Origin of the sequence: Blautia sp. Marseille-P2398 (assembly GCF_964240315.1) — a bacterium.
Classification (GTDB): domain Bacteria; phylum Bacillota; class Clostridia; order Lachnospirales; family Lachnospiraceae; genus Blautia_A; species Blautia_A wexlerae.
Window position 1 is genome coordinate 115,427 of the sequence record NZ_CAXSTD010000002.1, and the last position, 19,758, is coordinate 135,184.

Sequence of the window (19,758 nt, forward strand, 5' to 3'; positions counted from 1 at the left end):
TCCGCTGATAATATCATACAGCGTCTCTTAACTGCAACTATAAAACGAATAAATTATAAGATTCGAAATTCGCTGATTTACTGCGTAAATCGCTACTTTCTCATGTTTGGCGGGTCCCAGGTTCAAAAATCTTATCGTGCAAGCACGAACGACTTTTTGAACTTTTGACCCTGATATCATCATAATGCAGAAGCTACCTCATACGCTTCTTTCGTAGCATCAAGTGCTCTTCTTGCGCGGGTGGCATCGCCGATCACATAGGTATCCGGTACGATGGCTTTGATCTCTTCGCCGAATGGGTTGTAGTTTCTGAATCCCATGGAAAGAATGACAGAATCATAGCCTCTGGATTCATGTCTCTGTCCGTCTGCTGTCTCGTACTCTACGCCGTCCTCATAGAATTTGCATACCTTTGCACCTGTGATCTCTTTGATCTTGTAATCTTCGAAATCTTTCATCAGGTAAACTCTATGCTCGTGGATCACGTCGGCACCTACAGTGTCTCTGAACTCAATGACTGTTACATCATGGTTCTGCTCACCGAGGAATGCTGCTGTCTCGCATCCCACCATTCCGCCGCCTACAACCAGTACTTTCTTTCCTGCTGCTCTCTTTCCGTCAAGGAGATCAGAGCCATGGATAATTGCAGGATTGTCGATACCTTCGATGGGAAGGATCAGTGTTCTGGAACCGGAAGCAACAATTACGCTGTCTGGTTTCTCTTCCCTGATAAGATCCAGAGTTACTTCCTGATTCATTTTGATTGTTACGCCTGCTTTCTGGCAGCGTACGATATAGCTGCGGATCATGTTTGTGATGTCGCCTTTTCCCGGAGGATAAGCAGCAAGACGCATGTTTCCGCCAAGTTTATCACTTGCTTCATAAAGTGTTACCTGATGACCTTTTTCCTGTGCGATAAATGCAGCGCAAAGACCTGCAACACCGCCGCCGATTACCATTACTTTCTTAGCTTTTTCTGCAGGAGCAATGCCCTCAGCTTCATGTCCAAGGAATGGGTTTACAAGACAGCATACAGGGTTTCCTGCATACATGTTTGCCACGCAGCCCTGAAGACATGCGATACATGGAATCATATCCTCCAGTCTTTCTTCCTGCGCTTTTAATGGCATATAAGGATCTGCAAGGCTCTGACGTCCGAATGCAACCAGGTCACAGCGTCCTTCTTTTACCATTAATTCCGCAAACTGCGGTTCTGTATAACGTCCTACTGTGATTACCGGGATAGATACGGCACGTTTGATCTCTTCTACCTGAGAAGCGGAGAAACCGCCGTGTGTGACTGTCGGTGCCCACATAAATTCATCGCGGATGTGAACAGCTCTGGATACATGGATGGCATCCAGTCCGCATCCTTCCAGATATGCAGCGATTGCAGCACTGTCATGCACATCAAGACCGCCCGGTACTTCATCACAGCTGTTGATTCTTGCAAGAACTGCGATCTTTCCTTCTGTCATCTTCTTAACTTCTTCGATGATCAGACGGGAGAAACGCATTCTGTTCTCAAAAGAACCGCCGAATTCATCCAGTCTCTTGTTCGTTCTCGGAGAAAGGAAGGTGCTTACCAGATAGCCGTGTGCCATATGGATCTCAACTGCATCTACGCCTGCTTCCATGGCTCTCTTTGCTGCGAGGCCATAGCCTTTTACCAGTTCATAAACTTCTTCAGTTGTAACTTCCTTTGGTGTGTCTCTTCCGCAGTCTGAGGGAATGCTTGTAGCTGCCTCGATCGGTGCACCTGCGTTCTTTGCATTTCCTTCAGGACCTGCATTCTGAAGCTGTACGGAAACCTTTGCTCCCTCTGCATGACAGGCATCTACTACCTTGCGGAAGCTTTCGATTGTGGAGTCATCATAAAGACATGGCTTGCGAGGGCCGCCCTTTGCGCCTTTATGTACTACTGTTGCTTCGATTGTGATCAGACCGAAGCCGCCTTTTGCTCTTTCACGATAATAAGCTGCGGACTGTTCACTCATGCTTCCGTCTGTGTTTGCAAAGTTGTTTCCCATTGGCGGAACTACGAAGCGGTTCTTTACTGTCATTGGACCGATGTTGATCGGCTGAAACATTGCATTGAATTTCATGTGACCTTCTCCTTTTTCTCTGGATTTTATTTATATTTTCAGTATTTTTTATCTCATCAAAAATGCGGATCAGGCAGGCGTGGAGATTTCTGCCTGATCCTTTAATCTGTTGGTTTATCCGTCAGAGACTTACTGAAGAACCTCCGGCCATGCTTCCTCAAGCACTTTCTTTGTGTTCTCATATGTATGGTTTGCAGCATATTCAAGTCCTTTTGCAAGGATTGCATCGCTGATGACTTCTACACCGATTGCGTTTGGTTTGATTCCTTTTTCTTTTACCATCTTAACGAACGCTGCTGTACATCCGATTCCTGTTCCGGGAGCAAGACGGTCATGCATGGATTCGTCTCTTAAGATTGTTGTTGCATATGGTCTTTCCCATACATCGTTGATCTGGATGGATACGATCTTGTCTGCCGGGATGTCTTCGATCACAGAAAGGTCAACCGGCTGATTTGCTCTTACCCAGTGCCAGGTATCCATGATCAGTTTTGCATTCTCGCAGTCAGCTGCCTTTACAACTGCCCAGCCTTTTTTCATATCCGGGATTCCGCTGTATGGCATTGGCTCAACACCGATGATGTATTTTCCTGCTCTCTGGCATAATTCTCTTAATTTCTGAGCAGTATATTCTACGGAGTAGTTTTCCATCAGACCGCAGTTGATCTGTTTTACGTCAAATAATTCACACATATGGAAGCAGAGCTGTTCTTTGTATTTCTGTTCGTAAGATCTGTGTTCTTCTGCCCACTGTACGATGTACTCAACTTCTGTTACTTTCATACCGTGTTTGTCCAGAATAGCAAGAATGTCTTTGTCAAAAAGTCCCTCATTCAACGCATCTACATAAGTTTCTGCACGAAGGCCGATTCCTTCGTATCCTGCATTCTTTGCAGTGATCACTCTGTCTTCAAATTTGCACTGATCTCCCAGTGTCCAGGAACTGATAGTAATTGGAAATTCTTTTGACATCTTTTTGTCCTCCTGATAAAATCGCATAATTTTTCTATTTATTTTGATAATATTTTGTATCTTTTTGATATAAGCATTATATATCTTTGTTAAATATAAAACAAATTAGTTCTATCCTTTAAATTCATAGATTTTTTCAATACATCATGATATAATCTACGTATATGACAAATACAGCGCGGATTATTTGTGCAAGAGTGACTATAATTATAGTTTTCCGAAGCATTAAAGGACTGTAAAAGCCTGCACATAAAATATAGTCACTTATAAAATACTTATCAGAGAAAGGAGTTTTTCTATGAACCTGTATCATCTGCGGTACTTTTCTACGCTGGCTCATATTGAACATTACACAAAAGCCGCTGATATTCTGGCGATCACCCAGCCTTCGCTGAGTTATGCGATCTCCACTCTCGAGGAAGAACTGGGCGTAAAACTGTTTGAAAAAAATGGAAGGAATGTTACTCTTACCAAGTATGGAAAGGTTTTTCTCAAAGACGTTGAAGAAGTGCTGAACCGTCTGGACTCTTCTGTAAACAGCCTGAAGCTGGCAGGTAAGGGAGAGGGCTGTATTGATGTTGCATTCCTGCGCACTCTGGGAATTGACTTTCTCCCGAAGATCATGAGAGGATTTCTCGCGGCAAATCCAACGAAAAAGATTGATTTTAATCTGTATTGTGACAAAGTTTTAACAGCTGATATTTTAAATGGTTTAAAAGAGAAAAAATATGATCTGGGTTTCTGCTCTATGATTGATAATGAACCACTGATTGAATTTATACCTGTTGCCAGACAGGAACTGGTGGTGATCGTGCCTTCTGACCATCCGCTGGCAGCAAAAGAGGAGGTTTGTCTGGAGGATACTATTCCTTATAAACAGATCATATTTAAGAAAAGAAGTGGTCTGAGACATATTATTGACGGATTGTTTGAGCGCATCGGTCAGAAACCGGATGTTGCCTATGAGATTGATGAAGATCAGGTTGCTGCAGGCTTTGTCTCCAATGGATTTGGTATCTGTGTGGCTCCCAATATTCCTATCCTGCAGTCACTGAATGTAAAGATTCTGCCTCTTGTATCTCCAAGCTGGCAGAGAAACTTCTATATGGCAATGTTAAAGAATGTTTATCATCCGCCTGTTGTGGAGGCTTTTAAGAATTATGTAGTCGAGCAGGCACAGAAGGAATGGGATTATAAGACAAGCTAAATACAACAAGACCGTTTTTATATACAGCGTTGTATCTTTATAGGCACATGTATATAGAAAACGGTCTTTGTTTATGTTATTGCCCTCGCTGGATTATGCCTTTTTCCAGTTTGCGAAAATATCAGCGGAGGCTTTCAGAAAATCATAGGAAATTTCTATTTCTTCATCTGTCACTGTTTTATTCTCATCCAAGATCGGCCATGGATCGCATCCTCTGGAGATTTCTCCTACCTGATCCATGGTAAAGGAATTTCCACAATTCTGGCAGACCAGCTTATCGCCTTCCTGTTTATAGTATCCTTTGCCGGAATCATAGCATATCTGGCAGGTGTTGAATGCTGTGCGTATGGTTCCTGTGGAATCTTTTACTGCAATCACTTCCATTTCTGTGCCGTCTACATCTACTGGGTAAAATTCTGCATTTTCAGACAGTTCATCTGTCGGAATGCTCAGCGCATTGCCAGAAGTTACTTTTGTTACCTCATTTGTCGTATTTTCAGAAGTTTGTGCTGTTGTCGATGTTTCTGCTGCTTTTTCTTTTCCGCATCCCGCAAATGCTGTGAGCAGTATCGCTGTTGTCATAAATGCTGCAATTATTTTTTTCATTCTTCTGTCTCCTCATATTAATTATTTTCCACATGGATTTTCCCTGTGATCATTCCCATCCAGCAGGTATAAGTATAAGTTCCTGCCTGTTCAGGTGTGAATTTTATTATGTTTTTTCCCTCTGTAAAAGTATGCTCCAGACCGAAATCCTGCAGAAATATCTTGTAATTACATCCGTTGATGTTGTCTTCTGATGCTTCAATCTCCCACTCTACCGGCTCACCTGCTCTGACAGTGATATCCGGATATTTGCCGGACTGAAGCTGACTATAAACATATTGTGTTCCGTTCTTTTCAACTGCTGTATCTCCTGTTGTCTGTGAACCTGTGTCTGCCATCCGGGATATCTGCCGAGAATTCAGTCCAGCCAGCGCAGTTCCCTGTGTCACCATTGAAAGCCCCATGACCACAATTAAAATCGAACCCGCCTTCAATACCAGTCCCGTAAAGCGTTTCCCCAAAAAAGCTATCGCAGAGCCAAATCCCAGCATCAGAGGAACTGTACCAATGCTGAAACAAAACATGGAGAATGCACCTGCCAGTAGACTCCCGGATGCCAGCGCTATGATCTGTACAGACTGTAATGGACCGCATGGCATAAGTCCATTGCACAAACCTATAATAAAGGGAGTCTTTCTCTTATTTCCTACCCTTTTATATAAAAGAGGAATTCGAATCCGAAATTTTCGAAGCCATGGAAAAATCCCCAGCATATTAATTCCCATAACAATCATAACAGTTCCTGCTGCCAGTTTCAGGATTCCCTGGATCAATGATGAGGTCTGCAGATCTGTGCCAAATCCGGCCAGTCCACCTACTGCTCCCAGGATACCGCCGACTACCGTATAGGAAACTACCCGTCCTGCATTGTAAAGAAAAGAATTTCTGAACATGGCTCTTGATATTTCCTCAGATATATCTTTCTGCAATGTCTGGGACAGATTGATACCTCCACACATAGCGATACAATGTACAGAAGTGAGCAGTCCGATCACAAACAGCATTCCATAACTCATCCCCGAATCCGCAAGCGAAGCAGGTACAAGATAGTTCAGAATCCCGAGATACTGTAATATTCCAAACAGTACAACAATCAGCAGGATCTCTGCGATTGACTGTAGTATCTTCTTTTTGCAGGACAGCTTTTCAGAGGTTGCAGAATACCCCATTTTATTTATGATATCCGTGATCTGCCTTAGAGATATCCGATTCGGATTATAGGAAAAAGAGGCTTCACCTGTCTCATAGCTTACAGATATATCTGTCAGAGCCGGCTCTTTTTTTAGTTCATTTTCTATCCTTATCTGGCAGTTTATGCAGGTCATTCCATCAATATATATTCTTGCCTGTTTCATAGTTTGTCCTTTCTTATGACATAAAGAAAACTGTAACCATAGATTTTATATTTCTATCATCACAGTTTTTTGTTATCATATTATTTCGATAGGAATTATATAGTAGTTTTTTACTGTCGTCAACCTTAGAGTACGGAATTTCATAGAATTTTCACTTACATAATGTCCTCCAGGCAACTGTATACTTGCAATTAAAGCAAAGTACTTACTTGATTCAATTAAACATACGAAAGTATCCGTATAAAAAACAGGGACTACTCTCCATAACTTATCATCAAGCTATGTAAAGCAATCCCCGTTATTGTATTTCTTAATTATTTCTCATCCATAGTACGAAGTCTGTGTACCAGTTCTTCGCAGATTTCCAGTTCGTTCTTGCCGTCTGTCTCGATGATAATGTCTGCTGCCGCCTCGTATTTGGCGCGGCGTTTCTCCATCAGATCTGCGATAAATGGAACAGTCTTATTGTTCTCGATCAGCGGACGGTCATGATTATTTTTGACGCGGTCAAGGATTGTCTCCGGTTTTGCTGTGAGGAGAACAACACGGCCATTCTTCTTCATCTCTACTACATTGCACTCTCTCATTGGAGTACCACCGCCGCAGGAGATCACAACATTGCTGCGTGACTGCATTTCGATAAGCAAATTTGTCTCAAGATCACGGAAATACTGCTCACCGTATGTCTCGAAGATATCGGAAATACTCATTCCCTGTCTCTGGGCAATGATCTGATCCATCTCTACCACATCCATGGCAAATACATTCTTAAGGAAATCAGAAATTGTGGACTTTCCCGCACCCATGAAACCGATCAGCACGATGTTGTAGTTGAAGAGTTTTCTTGCCTGGATCCGTTTACTGTTTGTGCGGATGCATTCAAATACATCGGAAACCTCATCCTTATGGCGTCTGCCTTCCATTCTCTTCTCCAGCCATTCTTTCTGCTTCGCTTCCTGCTCAGGCTGTAAGATCTGGAGTCCGTTGGCTTCTTTATATGCCATAATGTCCTCCACGATCCTGTTACGCATGATAAGTGCATCCAGAATGATCTCATCACACTGGCCAAGACTCTCTCTGAGTATTTCTAACTGATTCATATCTCTTTCCTCTGTCTTTCCTATGTCAGCTTGCAGCAGACCGCAGATCAGCCACAGACTGACATAAACTATTCACGAACGGCAATATATGAATGCCGACTGTTAAGATTTATTATATCAATATCGCTTTTGTATAGCAACCCTTTAAACCATTAAATTGTTTCATCTGTTCGATAGTTTTTTTCTATGAATTCGACAAACAATTCTATGGCAAGACTCTGATGACGGTTCTTTAAGGTTCCCATATAAATGTATCTAATGGAAAAAATCATGAAATACTTTTTCAGTGTACCATTTAAAACTGATTTTTTCCACTGATTTCTCCGCATAGACCGGATAAGAATCTATCAGTTTTCCATCCAGGTAATAGGCTATTCGGCCAAGCTTCTCCCCCTTAAGAACCGGCGCACTGACTTTCTGCGGAATTTCTATTTTACAGGTTACAGTTTCCCCTTTTTTCAGAAGGACTTCTTTTTCCCTGTCATATGCAGTTACACTGCATTTACCCCTCAGATAGATTTTCTTTCCTATATCCTGATCATCTTCCACACCGTCTGTCACCAGAATTTTTCCGGTCTGTGGTTCTTTCCAGTAGGTTTCGTACTCATAGTTGTAATCTCCGAAGTCCAGCAGTTTCTTTGTGTCACTCCATTTATAGGTTTTGTGGTTGGGCCACCCACAGCCAAGGAGACTGACGATAAATGTTTTGCCCTCTTTTTCCCATGCACATACATAACAGTAGCCAGCCTGGGAAGTATAGCCTGTTTTTCCGGCAAGAACTCCGTCTCTCATGTCGAGAAATGCATTGGCATTATGTACGGAAAAGGTTCTCTTTCCTGTGATCTCAGAGAATGTATAGTCTCTGGTCTGTGCAATGTGCAGGAATGTTTCGTTTTTAACAGCATATCGCATGATCAGTGCCAGATCTCTGGCTGTTGTGTGATGTTTTCCATTCTCATCCTCAGCATCCAGACCATTGGGTGTGATAAAATACGTATCCTTACATCCTATCTGTTTTGCTTTCCGGTTAAGCATTCTGGCAAAGCCTTCCACGCTTCCCCCGCAGTGTTCTGCAATGGCAACCGCTGTATCATTGTGGCTTTTCAGCATAAGGGAATACAGAAGATCCTCCAGATAATACTGTTCTCCTTTCTGAAGTCCCAGCTTTACTTCCGGCTGGGATGCCGCATTCTGAGAAACCTGAACATAATCATCCCCCGGAGAGTTCTCCAGTGCCACAATACAGGTAAGCACCTTGGTTGTGCTGGCATTTGCCAGAGGACGCTCCCCGTCCTTTTCATAGAGTACTCTGCCGGACTCTCCGTCCATGAGGACTGCTGATAATGCGTACAGTTCTGCCGGTTCTTCTGCAACAGGTGTCATGTCTACTGTCTGAGGTATTTTGTACTCCGCTCCCCGGGCGGAGGTGTATGTCTGCGTAAACAATAATACCGCCGTCACAACAATGACAGCGGCAATATGTTTCATTCTCATACTCCACCTCACATGCTGGCAATCCATGAATATCACTGTTCATAATTTACGGTTATTCACAGATCTGTTGTTTACAGGATATCTGCAGGATTTTGCTTCACCCTATAAGATAATTTATGCCTGCATGTCCGGAATATGACTGTCACAGTTCCGAAAAATATCGGGATATGCCCATTACCCGTTATAAGTCCGGTCCCATCTTTTGCTCAGATGATAAGCTCCCTCTCTTAAGGTATAAAGTTCTCCCAGATATTCCACAGCTTCAGGAACCGCCTCTCTGTAAAGCCTCTCAAGTTCAGGCATGGGAGCTTTTGCCTGCTCTACTGCTTCGGCAGTCATGAAATGTTCAATGACAGAGCCGATGGACTCTCCTCCCAGTCTCAGAAGTTTCCCCAGAATCCTGCGTTTTCTTCCATGGTCATCACACACCATGAAATTGGTAAGAATTTTCATCATCCTGACAGAAATATAAATGTTTATGGTTTTCACCAGAGGAATGGCCCTGTGGATCACTCTGGCATATTCCATCTTCGGCATGATCCCGCAGGCCGGATAATAATGGTCAGGATCTTTGCCTGTCTCTTCCATAAGCACACGGTCAAATTCCTTCTCCAGAACAATGTGAGGAATGACGCCTTCTGCAGCCATCTTATTTACATAGGGATGGCATGCGGAGTCCAGAATATAATGACAGCCAAACCCAAGAAGATATGCAAAAAGTGCCTCATCATCATTTCTTCTGACCTGCCGCATCCCTTCTTCAAAAAAGGCTCTTGCCTTCTCATGATGCATCTCAATCCCGAACTGGGTGACAGGATTCTTTGAAACCATATAGTAGAACAGGATATCCGGCCCATGTAAACCGATCCTGTACAAGTCCCCATGTCTGCGGATCAGGGCTTTCATATCTGAAGGCAGTCTCTTATATACTTCTTTTCCAAATAAATCATGCGCATATGTGGTTGGCATTAGTTTTTTCTCCTTTATCTTACATATCCAGTTTCAGCTGGATTTCTTCCTCTGCCTCTGCCTTAAAGTCCTCTATCTGGACAGGGTCAGGGACAGGCAGGGATTCAAGATCCTGTACGCCGAAGCAACGCAGAAACTCTTCCGTAGTTCCAAGCAGGATCGGACGTCCGGGGGCATCCAGACGCCCCAATTCCCTGACCAGACTGTATTCTACCAGCTTGTTGATGGCGTGGTCACATTTTACCCCTCGGATCTTCTCGATCTCCGCCTTTGTAACCGGCTGTTTGTATGCAATGATGGATAAGGTTTCCAGCATAACATCTGACAGTGCCGGTTTCTGAGGATGCAGGGCAATATTGATCAGATACTGATAATATTCTTTCTTTGTACACATCTGGAAAGAATTCTCCAGCTCTATGATCTGGATGCCTCTGTTCTCTTCCTGATAACGGTCCATCATATTGCGGATGATCCTTCCTGTTGTCTTCTCGTCCACACCGATGGCTCTGGCGATCCGGGGCAGTTCTACGGAACCGCCCATTGCAAAAAGTATTGCTTCTATCGCAGCTTCTGTCTCCTTAATCTTCACTCAGTCTTCCTCATTCCTTTTATTACATATTGATCTCTGTATTCTATGGTTCATCTTCCGCAAATTCTGTAAGATTCTTCCATGTATCCGGGTCTGTCTGTACTTCAACAGAGATATCGTCAAACAGCCCGTCCTGCTCCACATGGATATGTCCCATTTTCATCAGTTCCAGTATGGATAGAAAGGTGACGATTACCTGTACTTTCGAGCACTGACTCTCCAGGAGATTTCGAAAGCTGAATTTCCGATGGGTACGGGCAAAATCTTTGATCTCTATCATCTTATCAGACAGACTGACCTCTTCCTTCTCGATGGTTCCGAATTTGCTTCGGATAGGATCGACCTTGTCTTCCTGCCTGCGGATGATGGACTTGTAGATTGCATTCAGCTTCTCCAGTGTGAGACCTGCCAGAAGTTCCTTTGGATCTACAGGCTCTCTGTACTGCAGTACCTCATCGGGAAGAGTGGGCTCTTTAAAGAATACATTTGCCGCATCGTCCATCTTGTCCTTCAGCTCATAGGACATAAACTTATACGTCTTATATTCCAGAAGTTTCTCCACCAGTTCCGCTCTTGGATCTTCCTCTTCTCCCTCCTCATTGACTTCTTTCGGGAGAAGCATTTTACACTTGATATCCAGCAATGTGGCTGCCATAACCATAAACTCACTCATGATTCCAAGGTCTTCCCGCTCCATGGCATGGATGTATTCCATATACTGATCTGTGATCTCCACGATGGGGATATCATAGATATCTATTTTATTTTTTTCGATAAGGTGCAGTAAGAGATCCAGAGGACCTTCAAATACTTCCAGCTTTACCGGAATTCCCATAGCACAGTCTTTTCCTTTTCAAGTAAATATTTCGCTGCCATACAGTCAGCAGACAGTAACAATATTCTCAGACATTCGGTTTCAGATCCACCATTAGCAATTCCCTGGGATTATGGATCCTTACAGGTATGGTGTGTTCCCCTGCTCCTGCGCTTACCAGCATATGCTGTTCCTTCCTGTGGAAATCTCCGCAGCAGAACTTCGGAAATGGATGAAGCTGTGGGGAAAGCAGCCCATTGTGCCTGCCAATTCTTACAATCCCTCCATGATAATGCCCGCTCAGGATCAGATCTGCCCCCCAGTCAAAATAGGTTTCTCCATATTTGGGACTGTGGGCCAGAAGAATATTCAGGGAATCGGAAGATGGTTCTCCGATCAATTCCCTGACTTCCTCTCTTTTAAGCTGTGGAGAAAATGGCTTTTTATAATAGATCAGAGGTACTTCCAGACCATAGACAGTAAGGCTGGTTTTTCCCACCTGCAGGCTGCAGGATTCATTATGCAGGATATGGATCCCGGCTGTCTTCAGCTCCTTTTCATATTCCTGATATCGGGCTGCCATACAGTTCTCCTGAGGATCTGTCCTGTACAGCTTATATTCATGGTTTCCCAATGCATAATAAACCGGATACTGCTGAGCAAGGCTCCTCAGAAGAGATGATGCAGTCTTTAAAGAAGCAGAATCATTTCTCACGATCATATCACCGGCAATGAGAATCCCATCCGGTCTGTACCGGTGGATCGTCTCCAGAAGCTTTCTGTTATCAGGGCCAAATTCCATGCCATGAAGATCTGCGAGCACCGCAAATCTGATGCCTCTCGCATCCTTTATTTTGTTAGAATGGATTGTATAATGTACGGTTTTAAATCTTTTCATGCAAGTTTTCTTTTCCCTTTATGTTCACTTTGTGTCTGACAACGCATTCTGCGGGATATTATTTTCCGAATCCGCAGTTCGGGAATGTACAGACATCACAGTTCAGGCAGAGTCCACCCTCTCCAAGTTGGTTAATCTCTGATAATGTGATCTCATCATCTGCCATCAGTCTCGGCAGAAGCAGATCAAAGATGGTATTCTTTGCATACATAACACATCCCGGAAGCCCAAGGATCGGTATCTGCCTGCCGTCTTTCTCATAATAGGAAACCAGCATCATAGCTCCCGGAAGTACGGGTGCACCGTAAGATACGATGCGGGTTCCTGTTGCTTTGATCGCACCCGGAGTTCTGTCATCCGGATCTACGCTCATTCCACCGCTGCAGACTACCATATCGGCTCCCTCTTCAATAAATTTCAGGATGTCGGCTGTTATCTGTTCCATATCGTCACCCGGTTTTGTCTGACCGATGACCTCTGATGGAAATTTTGCAAATTTATCTCTCAGTACAGGAGTGAAGGTGTCAGTGATCAGACCTTTCTGCACTTCACTTCCTGTTGTTACGATACCCACCTTTTTCTTCTTATATGGCAAAATGGAAAAGATCGGCTCTGTGCCTGCCACCTCTGCTGCACGATCCATTTTCTCCTTCTCGATCACCAGAGGGATAATTCTGGTTCCTGCCAGTTTGTCGCCCTTCTTTACAGGAAAATCTCCATGGCGGGATGCGATCATCATCTCTCCAAGTGAGTTGACAGCCAGCAGAGCTTCTCTGCGGATCTTAAGCACTCCGTCAATGTCTGCGATCAGCTCGATCTTTCCCTCTTTTATATCAGAACCATGCATGGTGTCCGAATCTCCGGCACAGATCTTATAAAGGATCTCTGCGCCTTCATTCTCATGAAGGATTCCTTCTTTCTTCTCCCACACATATAAATGTTCTTTTCCTACAGAGAGTAACAGAGGAATATCCTCTTCTCTGACAATATGACCTTTCTTAAAAAGCACCCCTTTTTTTACATCTTTGATAATCTGTGTGATGTCATGGCACAAAATGTGCCCTACGGCATCTTCTGTACGGATTTCTTTCATTAATATAGTACCTTCCTTTTGTTTTTTATTTCCCTCAATACCCATTTGGATTTTATTATACATCGGATTGCTGTCCTTTGTCAAAAAATTATAGAATTGTCCAAAATACTTTTTGTTTACAGGTTACTGTTCACTCTGTTCTCAGTAACGTTTACAATCTCATGAAGACTTTTTTCAGGCAGTCCGGATATGTGGCTTTTCCTGCATTTTCCCCATAAAGGATCCGCACTCTTCCCAGTTCCTTCCCATCGACGGAATAGATCATCTCCCCTGCCAGGGTGTTCTTTTTCACCGGGGCCTTTACTTCCCTGTGGATCCTCAGCTTTCTTTTTACATTTCCGATATTCTGTCCTGTGGTGTCCAGATAGTGGAACTGTTCTTCATAAACCAGGGAAACCGTCTTTTTCTTTCCATTTCTGACCGGGATCTCAGGCAGAGCTTCCATTTTCTTATCTATGTACAGGCTGCATTTTGAAAATCCATAATTTAACATGGAGGCTGCATCTTTAAATCGCACTTTATAGTCCGGGGCTGCCATCACTACTGCGATCAGAGTAATGTCATTTCTTTTGGCAACTGCGCTGAGGCAGTATTTTGCAATGCTGGTGCTTCCTGTCTTCAGACCGACACAGCCCTCATAGCTGCGGATCAGTTTGTTGGTATTGGTAAGTCCGAATTCTTTTGTCCCCTGCCTGGTCACATGGGTGATATTTTCCATCCATATGGAAGAATATTCCAGAATTTTCGGATATTTTGTGATCAGTTCCCTGCTCATGATGGCAATGTCCCTGGCTGTTGTGTAATGATCGGGAGATTCTGTCAGACCACAGCAGTCTTCAAAATGAGTATTTTTCATCCCAAGTCCTTCTGCCCGTTCATTCATGTGGCGGACAAATTCCTGTTCACTGCCGCAGATATGCTCTGCCATTGCTACACTGGCATCGTTTCCTGACGCAATTACAATGCATTTGATCAGGGTTTCCACTGTCTGGATTTCCCCCTCCTCCAGAAACACCTGAGAACCGCCCATTGACTTTGCATGTGCACTGGTTGTGACTGTGTCGTCCATTTTCAGGCTGCCTTTATCCAGAGCATCAAAGATCAGGATCAGAGTCATGATCTTCGTGATACTGGCAGGGCTTCGTCTGGTATCCGCATCCTTCTGATAAACGACTGTTCCTGTCTGCGCTTCCATTAAGATTCCTGATGGTGCTTCAATAAGATCTGTGGATTCTGCCTGTCTGGTATTGCTTTCCTCGGGCAAAAAGATTCCGGCGGCATAAGCAGGGGTAATGATAGTGCAGACCATGATGATCACAGCGCATATTATGGAGATCCATTTTTTTCGCATATTCTCTCTCCGATCAATGTACCGGCAGGCTGCCGGCGCACGCTCTGGAGCGTGTCTGAAAAATCATTCCCGCAATCTGCACGCCCCACTTTGCGGGATATTTCACCCGAATTCAGTTGCCGTAGCCCGCTACGGCGCCCTCATCCGGGCAAAATATCCCACAAATTGTGACGCACATCTTGCAGAAAGCCTTTTTCAGACACGCTCTAAGACTACTTTCTTTATTCATTATATAGCAATCCAATAAAATAATGCATCTTAATCCAATCCGATACCTGATCATAATCAGATAAAAAGCACTGAAAACCATAAAAATACGATTTTCAGTGCTCATTTTACATCAGTGGCGCAAATGCGCGGAAAATATTCTGCATGATACGCAGCCCTATATTTCTGTTCAGGCAGAATTCCGGTTCTATCTGCCTGCAATATTCCATAGTCTGGATAAAATCATCTTTGATATCCTGTATTACTCTGTTTCTGTAGATCCATACACCATCCTCAAAATGAAGATAAAGACTTCGATAGTCCAGGTTGATGGTTCCCACAACTCCAATCTCATCATCACTCACAAAGGATTTTGCGTGAAGGAAACCGGGCTGATATTCATAAATCTTTACACCGGCTTCCAGAAGCTGTCTGTAATAGGATTGGGTAAGGATAAATACCAGCTTCTTGTCAGGGATTCCCGGCGTCATAATACGCACGTCCACCCCGCTTTTGGCTGCCAGACAGAGGGCAGTCATCATCTCATTATCTATGATCAGATAGGGAGTACAGATATATACATATTTTTTTGCTTTGTTGATAATGTTCAGATATACATCTTCACCGACAACCTCCTCATCCAGAGGTGTATCACAGAATGGCTGGACAAATCCGTCACTCTCAAATTCTCCCTCATGATATCTGTGGGGAAAATAGGCTTCATAATCAATACTTTCTTCAGATCTGCCGATCACCGCCCACATATGGAGAAACATTACCGTCATATTCCAGACAGCTTCTCCCTTGAGCATAACAGCGGTATCCTTCCAGTGTCCGAAACGCTCTTTCTGGTTGATATATTCATCTGCAAGATTGATGCCTCCCGTAAATCCAACCCATCCGTCAATGATACAGAGCTTCCTGTGATCCCGGTTATTCTGGATAATATTCAAAATGGGACGGAAAGGATTAAATACCTGACATTTGATTCCTTTTTTCTGAAGCTCTTCATAATATTTATGGGGAAGTGTTGTGAGACAGCCAAATCCATCATAGATCAGGCGCACATCCACACCCTCCGCAGCTTTCTTTTCCAGAATATTCAGGATTGTCTGCCACATCACCCCATCATTGATAATGAAATATTCAATAAAAATGTATTTCTTCGCCTGTTTCAGTTCCCTCACAAGCACCGGAAACATATCGTCTCCTACCTGAAAATACTCTGCAGTTGTGTTCTCATGGACCGGAAATCTGGAAACATCCGAAATATATCTGGACTGATTTGAAGCCGAGGGATCCAGAGCCTCCAGCTTCTGCCTCGTCTGTGGCCGATCCCGCAGATACTCCCTGCTCTCCTCAATCCTCTGTTCAAAATGCTGCTGCATGATCGCAGCGATCCTGGAACGTCCAAATACAAAATATAATACCACTCCAAGGATTGGCAGGATCAGGATCAGCATGGTCCAGGCCAGTTTATAGGAAGGATTTATTTCCTTATTCAAAATCCACAATACCAGCACAATACCTATCAGCCTCAATCCGATATCAATATATCTGGAATAAGCGGCCAGACGCAGTACCATCATTAAGATCCATCCGAGCTGGACAAGCATTGCAACCGCAACATAAAAGATTCTGTTGAAAATCAGCTTTGCCAGTTTTTTAAACAGTAAAAGGATCCAGTTTTTCTTTTCTTTAAGTATTTTGTTATTTTCTGCCTTCAAGATTACTTCCTTCCCCTGATTATTGTCCAAATTATGATAAAAATCCCTGACAAAACTGCCAGGGATTTTTGCGCACAATTAATTATATTTACGTTTTCTTGCGGCTTCAGATTTCTTTTTACGACGAACGCTTGGTTTCTCGTAATGCTCTCTTTTGCGGATTTCCTGCTGGATTCCTGCTTTTGCACAGCTTCTCTTGAATCTGCGAAGAGCGCTATCTAAAGTCTCGTTCTCTTTTACGATTACGTTTGACATAGACTCACACCTAACCTCCCTCCAGTTGTAGATTGTGCTAAAATACAACTGTCTGGGTATTTTTTCTTGCACAAGTGATATTATATATCATTGCCTGTGGGTTCGTCAACATTTTTTTGGTTAAATTTTGCAGATTTTTTTAGTTACTATTCACACGCCACTATCCCGCGAGGTGTTTTGGCATGTATATGCCAAAATCCCGAGACATACCGCGCGAATTTATGCGATTAGCATAAATTAAGTTTGCGAAGCAAACGATACTCCTTGGGCATTGCACAAGGAGGTTCATATTTCCTGCATCGCGAAGCGTGTTGCTGGTCACAAAGTGAGCAGTAACAATTTTTACTTTATCTGACCTTCAAGGATTCCTGCTGCTGCATCTACGGCTTCCTGAGCTTTGGCAGGGTTCTTTCCGCCGGCCTGAGCCATGTTCGGACGTCCGCCGCCGCCACCGCCTACGATAGCTGCCACTGCTTTGATCAGGTTACCTGCGTGAGCGCCTGCTTTCTGTGCTGCATCAGTAGCCATTGCAAGAAGGTTTACTTTCTCACCGTTTACTGCTGCCAGAAGGACAACACCTTCACCAAGTTTGCCTTTCAGCTGGTCGCCAAGGTCACGAAGTCCGTTCATATCCACTCCGTCTACTTTTGCAGCAAGAAGTTTCACACCTTTGACTTCTACTACTTTATCCATAACATCTCCCAGAGCTCCCTGAGCCAGTTTGCTCTTTAAGGATTCATTCTCACTGGAGAGTGCCTTTACTTCTCCCTGAAGATGTCCGATCTTCTCTACGATCTCTGCAGGATTTGCTTTCAGGGCTTTTGCAGCTTCATGAAGCAGTTCTTCCTGTTTCTTATAGTATTCCAGAACACCATTTCCTGTCAGAGCTTCAATACGGCGCACACCTGCTGCAATACCGGATTCGGAAACAATTTTGAACAGCATGATGTTGCCTGTGTTTGCCACATGAGTACCACCGCAGAGTTCCTTGGAGAAGTCGCCCATGGATACCACACGTACCTTCTGATCATATTTCTCTCCGAACAGAGCCATTGCTCCGGATTTCTTAGCCTCTTCCACATCCATAACATCTGTACGGACTTCAAGACCAGCCTGGATTTCTTTATTAACAAGCGCTTCTACCTGCGCGATCTCATCAGCTGTCATAGCCTGGAAATGAGCAAAGTCGAAACGAAGTCTGTCCGGTGTTACCAGAGAACCCTTCTGTTCTACATGACTTCCAAGAACTGTCTTTAATGCTTTCTGAAGAAGATGTGTTGCACTGTGGTTCTTCTCAGTGTCTCTTCTTGCAGCTTCATCCACTTTCAGGGAAACAGTTTCGCCTGTGGAGATCATACCGGATTCCATATGACCTACATGTCCGAATTTACCGCCGCGAAGCTTGATGGTGTCTTCTACTACGAACTTACCGTTTGCAGTTTCGATCACACCTGTATCTCCGACCTGTCCACCCATAGTTGCGTAGAATGGAGTCTGCTCTGTAAAGACTGTTCCTTTCTGTCCTTCCATCAGGGAGTTTACGATCTCTGTCTCTGTTGTAAGGACTGTTACTTTGGAATCAAAGGTAAGATGATCGTATCCTACGAATTCTGTTGTAACATTTACATCAATATCATCATATACAGTTGCGTCAGCACCCATATAGTTTGTCACTTCACGTGCAGAACGTGCTTTGTTTCTCTGCTCTTCCATACATTTCTGGAAGCCTGCCTCGTCAATATCATATCCTTTTTCCTCAAGGATCTCTTTTGTAAGATCCATCGGGAATCCGTAAGTATCATATAATTTGAATGCATTTTCGCCGGAAAGTGTTTTCTCTCCTGCTGCTTTCATCTCATCTTCCATCTCTCCAAGGATACGAAGACCCTGGTCAATGGTCTTGTTGAACTGGTTTTCTTCATTTGTGAGAACTTTAAAGATAAATTCTTTCTTCTCTTCCAGCTCCGGATATCCTGCTTTGGAACCATTGATCACTTCTTCACTTAATTTTGCAAGGAAGGTGCCTTCGATTCCAAGAAGACGTCCGTGACGTGCTGCACGACGGATCAGACGGCGGAGTACATAACCGCGGCCTTCGTTTGTAGGCATGATACCGTCGGAGATCATAAATGTTGCAGAACGGATATGGTCTGTGATCAGACGGATGGATACGTCATCATTATAATTCTTCTCGTATTCTTTTCCGGAGATCTTACATACCAGGTTACGCAGTGCGCAGATAGTATCTACATCGAAGATGGAATCTACGTCCTGCACAACAACTGCCAGACGTTCCAGACCCATACCTGTATCAATGTTCTTCTGTTTCAGTGTTGTATAATTTCCGTTTCCATCGTTCTCAAACTGGGTAAATACGTTGTTCCATACTTCCATGTAACGGTCACAGTCACATCCTACTGTACAGCCAGGTTTTCCGCAGCCGTATTTCTCTCCACGGTCATAGTAGATTTCTGAACATGGACCACAGGGACCTGCGCCATGCTCCCAGAAGTTATCTTCTTTTCCAAAACGGAAAATTCTGTCAGCAGGGATTCCGATTTCTTTGTTCCAGATGTCAAATGCTTCATCATCTTCCAGATATACGGAAGGATACAGACGGTTTGCATCCAGTCCTACTACCTCTGTGAGGAATTCCCAGGACCAGTGGATGGCTTCTGTCTTGAAATAATCACCAAAGGAGAAGTTACCAAGCATCTCAAAGAATGTACCGTGGCGTGCGGTTTTACCTACATTCTCGATATCACCTGTACGAATACATTTCTGGCAGGTACTTACTCTTGTTCTTGGCGGGATTTCAGCACCTGTAAAATATGGTTTCAGCGGAGCCATACCTGCGTTGATCAGCAGAAGACTCTTATCTCCCTGTGGTACCAGGGAAAAGCTTTTCATTACCAGATGTCCTTTGCTCTCCATGAAGTCCAGGAACATCTGACGAAGTTCGTTTACTCCGTATTTCTTCATAATCTTTTCCTCCTGAAATCGGCGGCACCGGTTC

General features: G+C 43.8%; 16 protein-coding genes and 2 pseudogenes. 2 read left to right on the top strand and 16 right to left on the bottom strand.

From position 1 onward, the window contains the following. Positions 1-179 precede the first annotated feature (179 nt). A complete protein-coding gene (locus ACESZG_RS03175; RefSeq protein WP_118331293.1) occupies positions 180-2,105 on the bottom strand; it encodes an FAD-dependent oxidoreductase in 1,926 nt (641 codons plus the stop codon). Positions 2,106-2,234: 129 nt separating this feature from the next. After that, positions 2,235-3,077, bottom strand: a complete 843-nt coding sequence (locus ACESZG_RS03180; protein ID WP_373217534.1) for a sugar phosphate isomerase/epimerase family protein — start codon at positions 3,075-3,077, stop codon at positions 2,235-2,237. Between the two features lie 298 nt (positions 3,078-3,375). On the opposite strand from ACESZG_RS03180, the gene ACESZG_RS03185 reads away from it, so the two are divergent. Further along, the gene (locus ACESZG_RS03185; RefSeq protein ID WP_118633078.1) at positions 3,376-4,284 is read left to right on the top strand and encodes a LysR family transcriptional regulator; all 909 of its coding nucleotides are present in this window, start codon (positions 3,376-3,378) and stop codon (positions 4,282-4,284) included. A 93-nt stretch (positions 4,285-4,377) separates the two neighbouring features. Here the strand turns inward: ACESZG_RS03185 and ACESZG_RS03190 are convergent, their stop codons facing one another. The 11 genes and pseudogenes from ACESZG_RS03190 to ACESZG_RS03240 all read right to left on the bottom strand — a co-directional run bounded on the left by ACESZG_RS03190 (position 4,378) and on the right by ACESZG_RS03240 (position 14,731). Further along, positions 4,378-4,890: a DUF2318 domain-containing protein gene (locus ACESZG_RS03190; protein ID WP_118633077.1), complete on the bottom strand. Its 513-nt coding sequence runs from the start codon at positions 4,888-4,890 to the stop codon at positions 4,378-4,380. Between the two features lie 17 nt (positions 4,891-4,907). Further along, on the bottom strand, positions 4,908-6,245 hold the full coding sequence (locus tag ACESZG_RS03195; protein WP_118633076.1) for a sulfite exporter TauE/SafE family protein: 1,338 nt from the start codon (positions 6,243-6,245) through the stop codon (positions 4,908-4,910). 314 nt (positions 6,246-6,559) lie between these two features. Beyond that, complete coding sequence (locus ACESZG_RS03200; RefSeq protein WP_118633075.1) at positions 6,560-7,345, bottom strand: shikimate kinase; 786 nt, start codon at positions 7,343-7,345, stop codon at positions 6,560-6,562. Positions 7,346-7,600: 255 nt separating this feature from the next. Next, positions 7,601-8,833 carry a D-alanyl-D-alanine carboxypeptidase family protein gene (locus ACESZG_RS03205; protein WP_243135397.1) on the bottom strand — a complete coding sequence of 411 codons (1,233 nt, stop codon included), beginning with the start codon at positions 8,831-8,833 and terminating at the stop codon, positions 7,601-7,603. Between the two features lie 180 nt (positions 8,834-9,013). Continuing rightward, positions 9,014-9,808, bottom strand: a complete 795-nt coding sequence (locus ACESZG_RS03210) for a zinc dependent phospholipase C family protein (protein WP_055150133.1) — start codon at positions 9,806-9,808, stop codon at positions 9,014-9,016. A 19-nt stretch (positions 9,809-9,827) separates the two neighbouring features. Beyond that, a complete protein-coding gene (gene scpB, locus ACESZG_RS03215) occupies positions 9,828-10,397 on the bottom strand; it encodes an SMC-Scp complex subunit ScpB (protein ID WP_373217537.1) in 570 nt (189 codons plus the stop codon). Positions 10,398-10,440: 43 nt separating this feature from the next. Continuing rightward, a complete protein-coding gene (locus ACESZG_RS03220) occupies positions 10,441-11,232 on the bottom strand; it encodes a ScpA family protein (RefSeq protein WP_373217539.1) in 792 nt (263 codons plus the stop codon). A 67-nt stretch (positions 11,233-11,299) separates the two neighbouring features. After that, entirely contained in the window at positions 11,300-12,109 is an 810-nt protein-coding gene (locus ACESZG_RS03225; protein WP_373217541.1) for a metallophosphoesterase, read from the bottom strand. 58 nt (positions 12,110-12,167) lie between these two features. After that, positions 12,168-13,202, bottom strand: coding sequence for a molybdopterin-binding protein (locus tag ACESZG_RS03230; protein WP_055053455.1), 1,035 nt, complete (start codon positions 13,200-13,202; stop codon positions 12,168-12,170). A gap of 151 nt (positions 13,203-13,353) precedes the next feature. Then, a complete protein-coding gene (locus ACESZG_RS03235; protein WP_195382611.1) occupies positions 13,354-14,553 on the bottom strand; it encodes a D-alanyl-D-alanine carboxypeptidase family protein in 1,200 nt (399 codons plus the stop codon). Between the two features lie 13 nt (positions 14,554-14,566). Then, positions 14,567-14,731: pseudogene (locus ACESZG_RS03240) on the bottom strand (DUF6783 domain-containing protein). On the opposite strand from ACESZG_RS03240, the pseudogene ACESZG_RS03245 reads away from it, so the two are divergent. Continuing rightward, positions 14,669-14,800, top strand: a pseudogene (locus tag ACESZG_RS03245) (DUF6783 domain-containing protein); the annotation flags it as partial. The pseudogenes ACESZG_RS03240 and ACESZG_RS03245 overlap by 63 nt on opposite strands. A gap of 88 nt (positions 14,801-14,888) precedes the next feature. On the opposite strand, the gene cls reads toward ACESZG_RS03245, so the two are convergent. The 3 genes from cls to alaS all read right to left on the bottom strand — a co-directional run bounded on the left by cls (position 14,889) and on the right by alaS (position 19,724). Continuing rightward, on the bottom strand, positions 14,889-16,376 hold the full coding sequence (cls, locus tag ACESZG_RS03250) for a cardiolipin synthase (RefSeq protein WP_173684455.1): 1,488 nt from the start codon (positions 16,374-16,376) through the stop codon (positions 14,889-14,891). A 189-nt stretch (positions 16,377-16,565) separates the two neighbouring features. Then, positions 16,566-16,742: a 30S ribosomal protein S21 gene (rpsU, locus tag ACESZG_RS03255; protein WP_004222305.1), complete on the bottom strand. Its 177-nt coding sequence runs from the start codon at positions 16,740-16,742 to the stop codon at positions 16,566-16,568. Between the two features lie 342 nt (positions 16,743-17,084). Further along, positions 17,085-19,724: an alanine--tRNA ligase gene (gene alaS, locus ACESZG_RS03260; protein WP_055059416.1), complete on the bottom strand. Its 2,640-nt coding sequence runs from the start codon at positions 19,722-19,724 to the stop codon at positions 17,085-17,087. Between the last annotated feature and the right edge of the window lie 34 nt (positions 19,725-19,758).

What these genes read in the sequence shown, in the direction of transcription:
- ACESZG_RS03175 (WP_118331293.1), bottom strand. Translation starts at nt 2,105, where the DNA reads ATGAAATTCAATGCAATGTTTCAGCCGATCAACATCGGTCCAATGACA.
- ACESZG_RS03180 (WP_373217534.1), bottom strand. Translation starts at nt 3,077, where the DNA reads ATGTCAAAAGAATTTCCAATTACTATCAGTTCCTGGACACTGGGAGAT.
- ACESZG_RS03185 (WP_118633078.1), top strand. Translation starts at nt 3,376, where the DNA reads ATGAACCTGTATCATCTGCGGTACTTTTCTACGCTGGCTCATATTGAA.
- ACESZG_RS03190 (WP_118633077.1), bottom strand. Translation starts at nt 4,890, where the DNA reads ATGAAAAAAATAATTGCAGCATTTATGACAACAGCGATACTGCTCACA.
- ACESZG_RS03195 (WP_118633076.1), bottom strand. Translation starts at nt 6,245, where the DNA reads ATGAAACAGGCAAGAATATATATTGATGGAATGACCTGCATAAACTGC.
- ACESZG_RS03200 (WP_118633075.1), bottom strand. Translation starts at nt 7,345, where the DNA reads ATGAATCAGTTAGAAATACTCAGAGAGAGTCTTGGCCAGTGTGATGAG.
- ACESZG_RS03205 (WP_243135397.1), bottom strand. Translation starts at nt 8,833, where the DNA reads ATGAAACATATTGCCGCTGTCATTGTTGTGACGGCGGTATTATTGTTT.
- ACESZG_RS03210 (WP_055150133.1), bottom strand. Translation starts at nt 9,808, where the DNA reads ATGCCAACCACATATGCGCATGATTTATTTGGAAAAGAAGTATATAAG.
- ACESZG_RS03220 (WP_373217539.1), bottom strand. Translation starts at nt 11,232, where the DNA reads ATGGGAATTCCGGTAAAGCTGGAAGTATTTGAAGGTCCTCTGGATCTC.
- ACESZG_RS03225 (WP_373217541.1), bottom strand. Translation starts at nt 12,109, where the DNA reads ATGAAAAGATTTAAAACCGTACATTATACAATCCATTCTAACAAAATA.
- ACESZG_RS03230 (WP_055053455.1), bottom strand. Translation starts at nt 13,202, where the DNA reads ATGAAAGAAATCCGTACAGAAGATGCCGTAGGGCACATTTTGTGCCAT.
- ACESZG_RS03235 (WP_195382611.1), bottom strand. Translation starts at nt 14,553, where the DNA reads ATGCGAAAAAAATGGATCTCCATAATATGCGCTGTGATCATCATGGTC.
- cls (WP_173684455.1), bottom strand. Translation starts at nt 16,376, where the DNA reads ATGCTTGTCCAGCTCGGATGGATCTTAATGATGGTACTGCGTCTGGCC.
- rpsU (WP_004222305.1), bottom strand. Translation starts at nt 16,742, where the DNA reads ATGTCAAACGTAATCGTAAAAGAGAACGAGACTTTAGATAGCGCTCTT.
- alaS (WP_055059416.1), bottom strand. Translation starts at nt 19,724, where the DNA reads ATGAAGAAATACGGAGTAAACGAACTTCGTCAGATGTTCCTGGACTTC.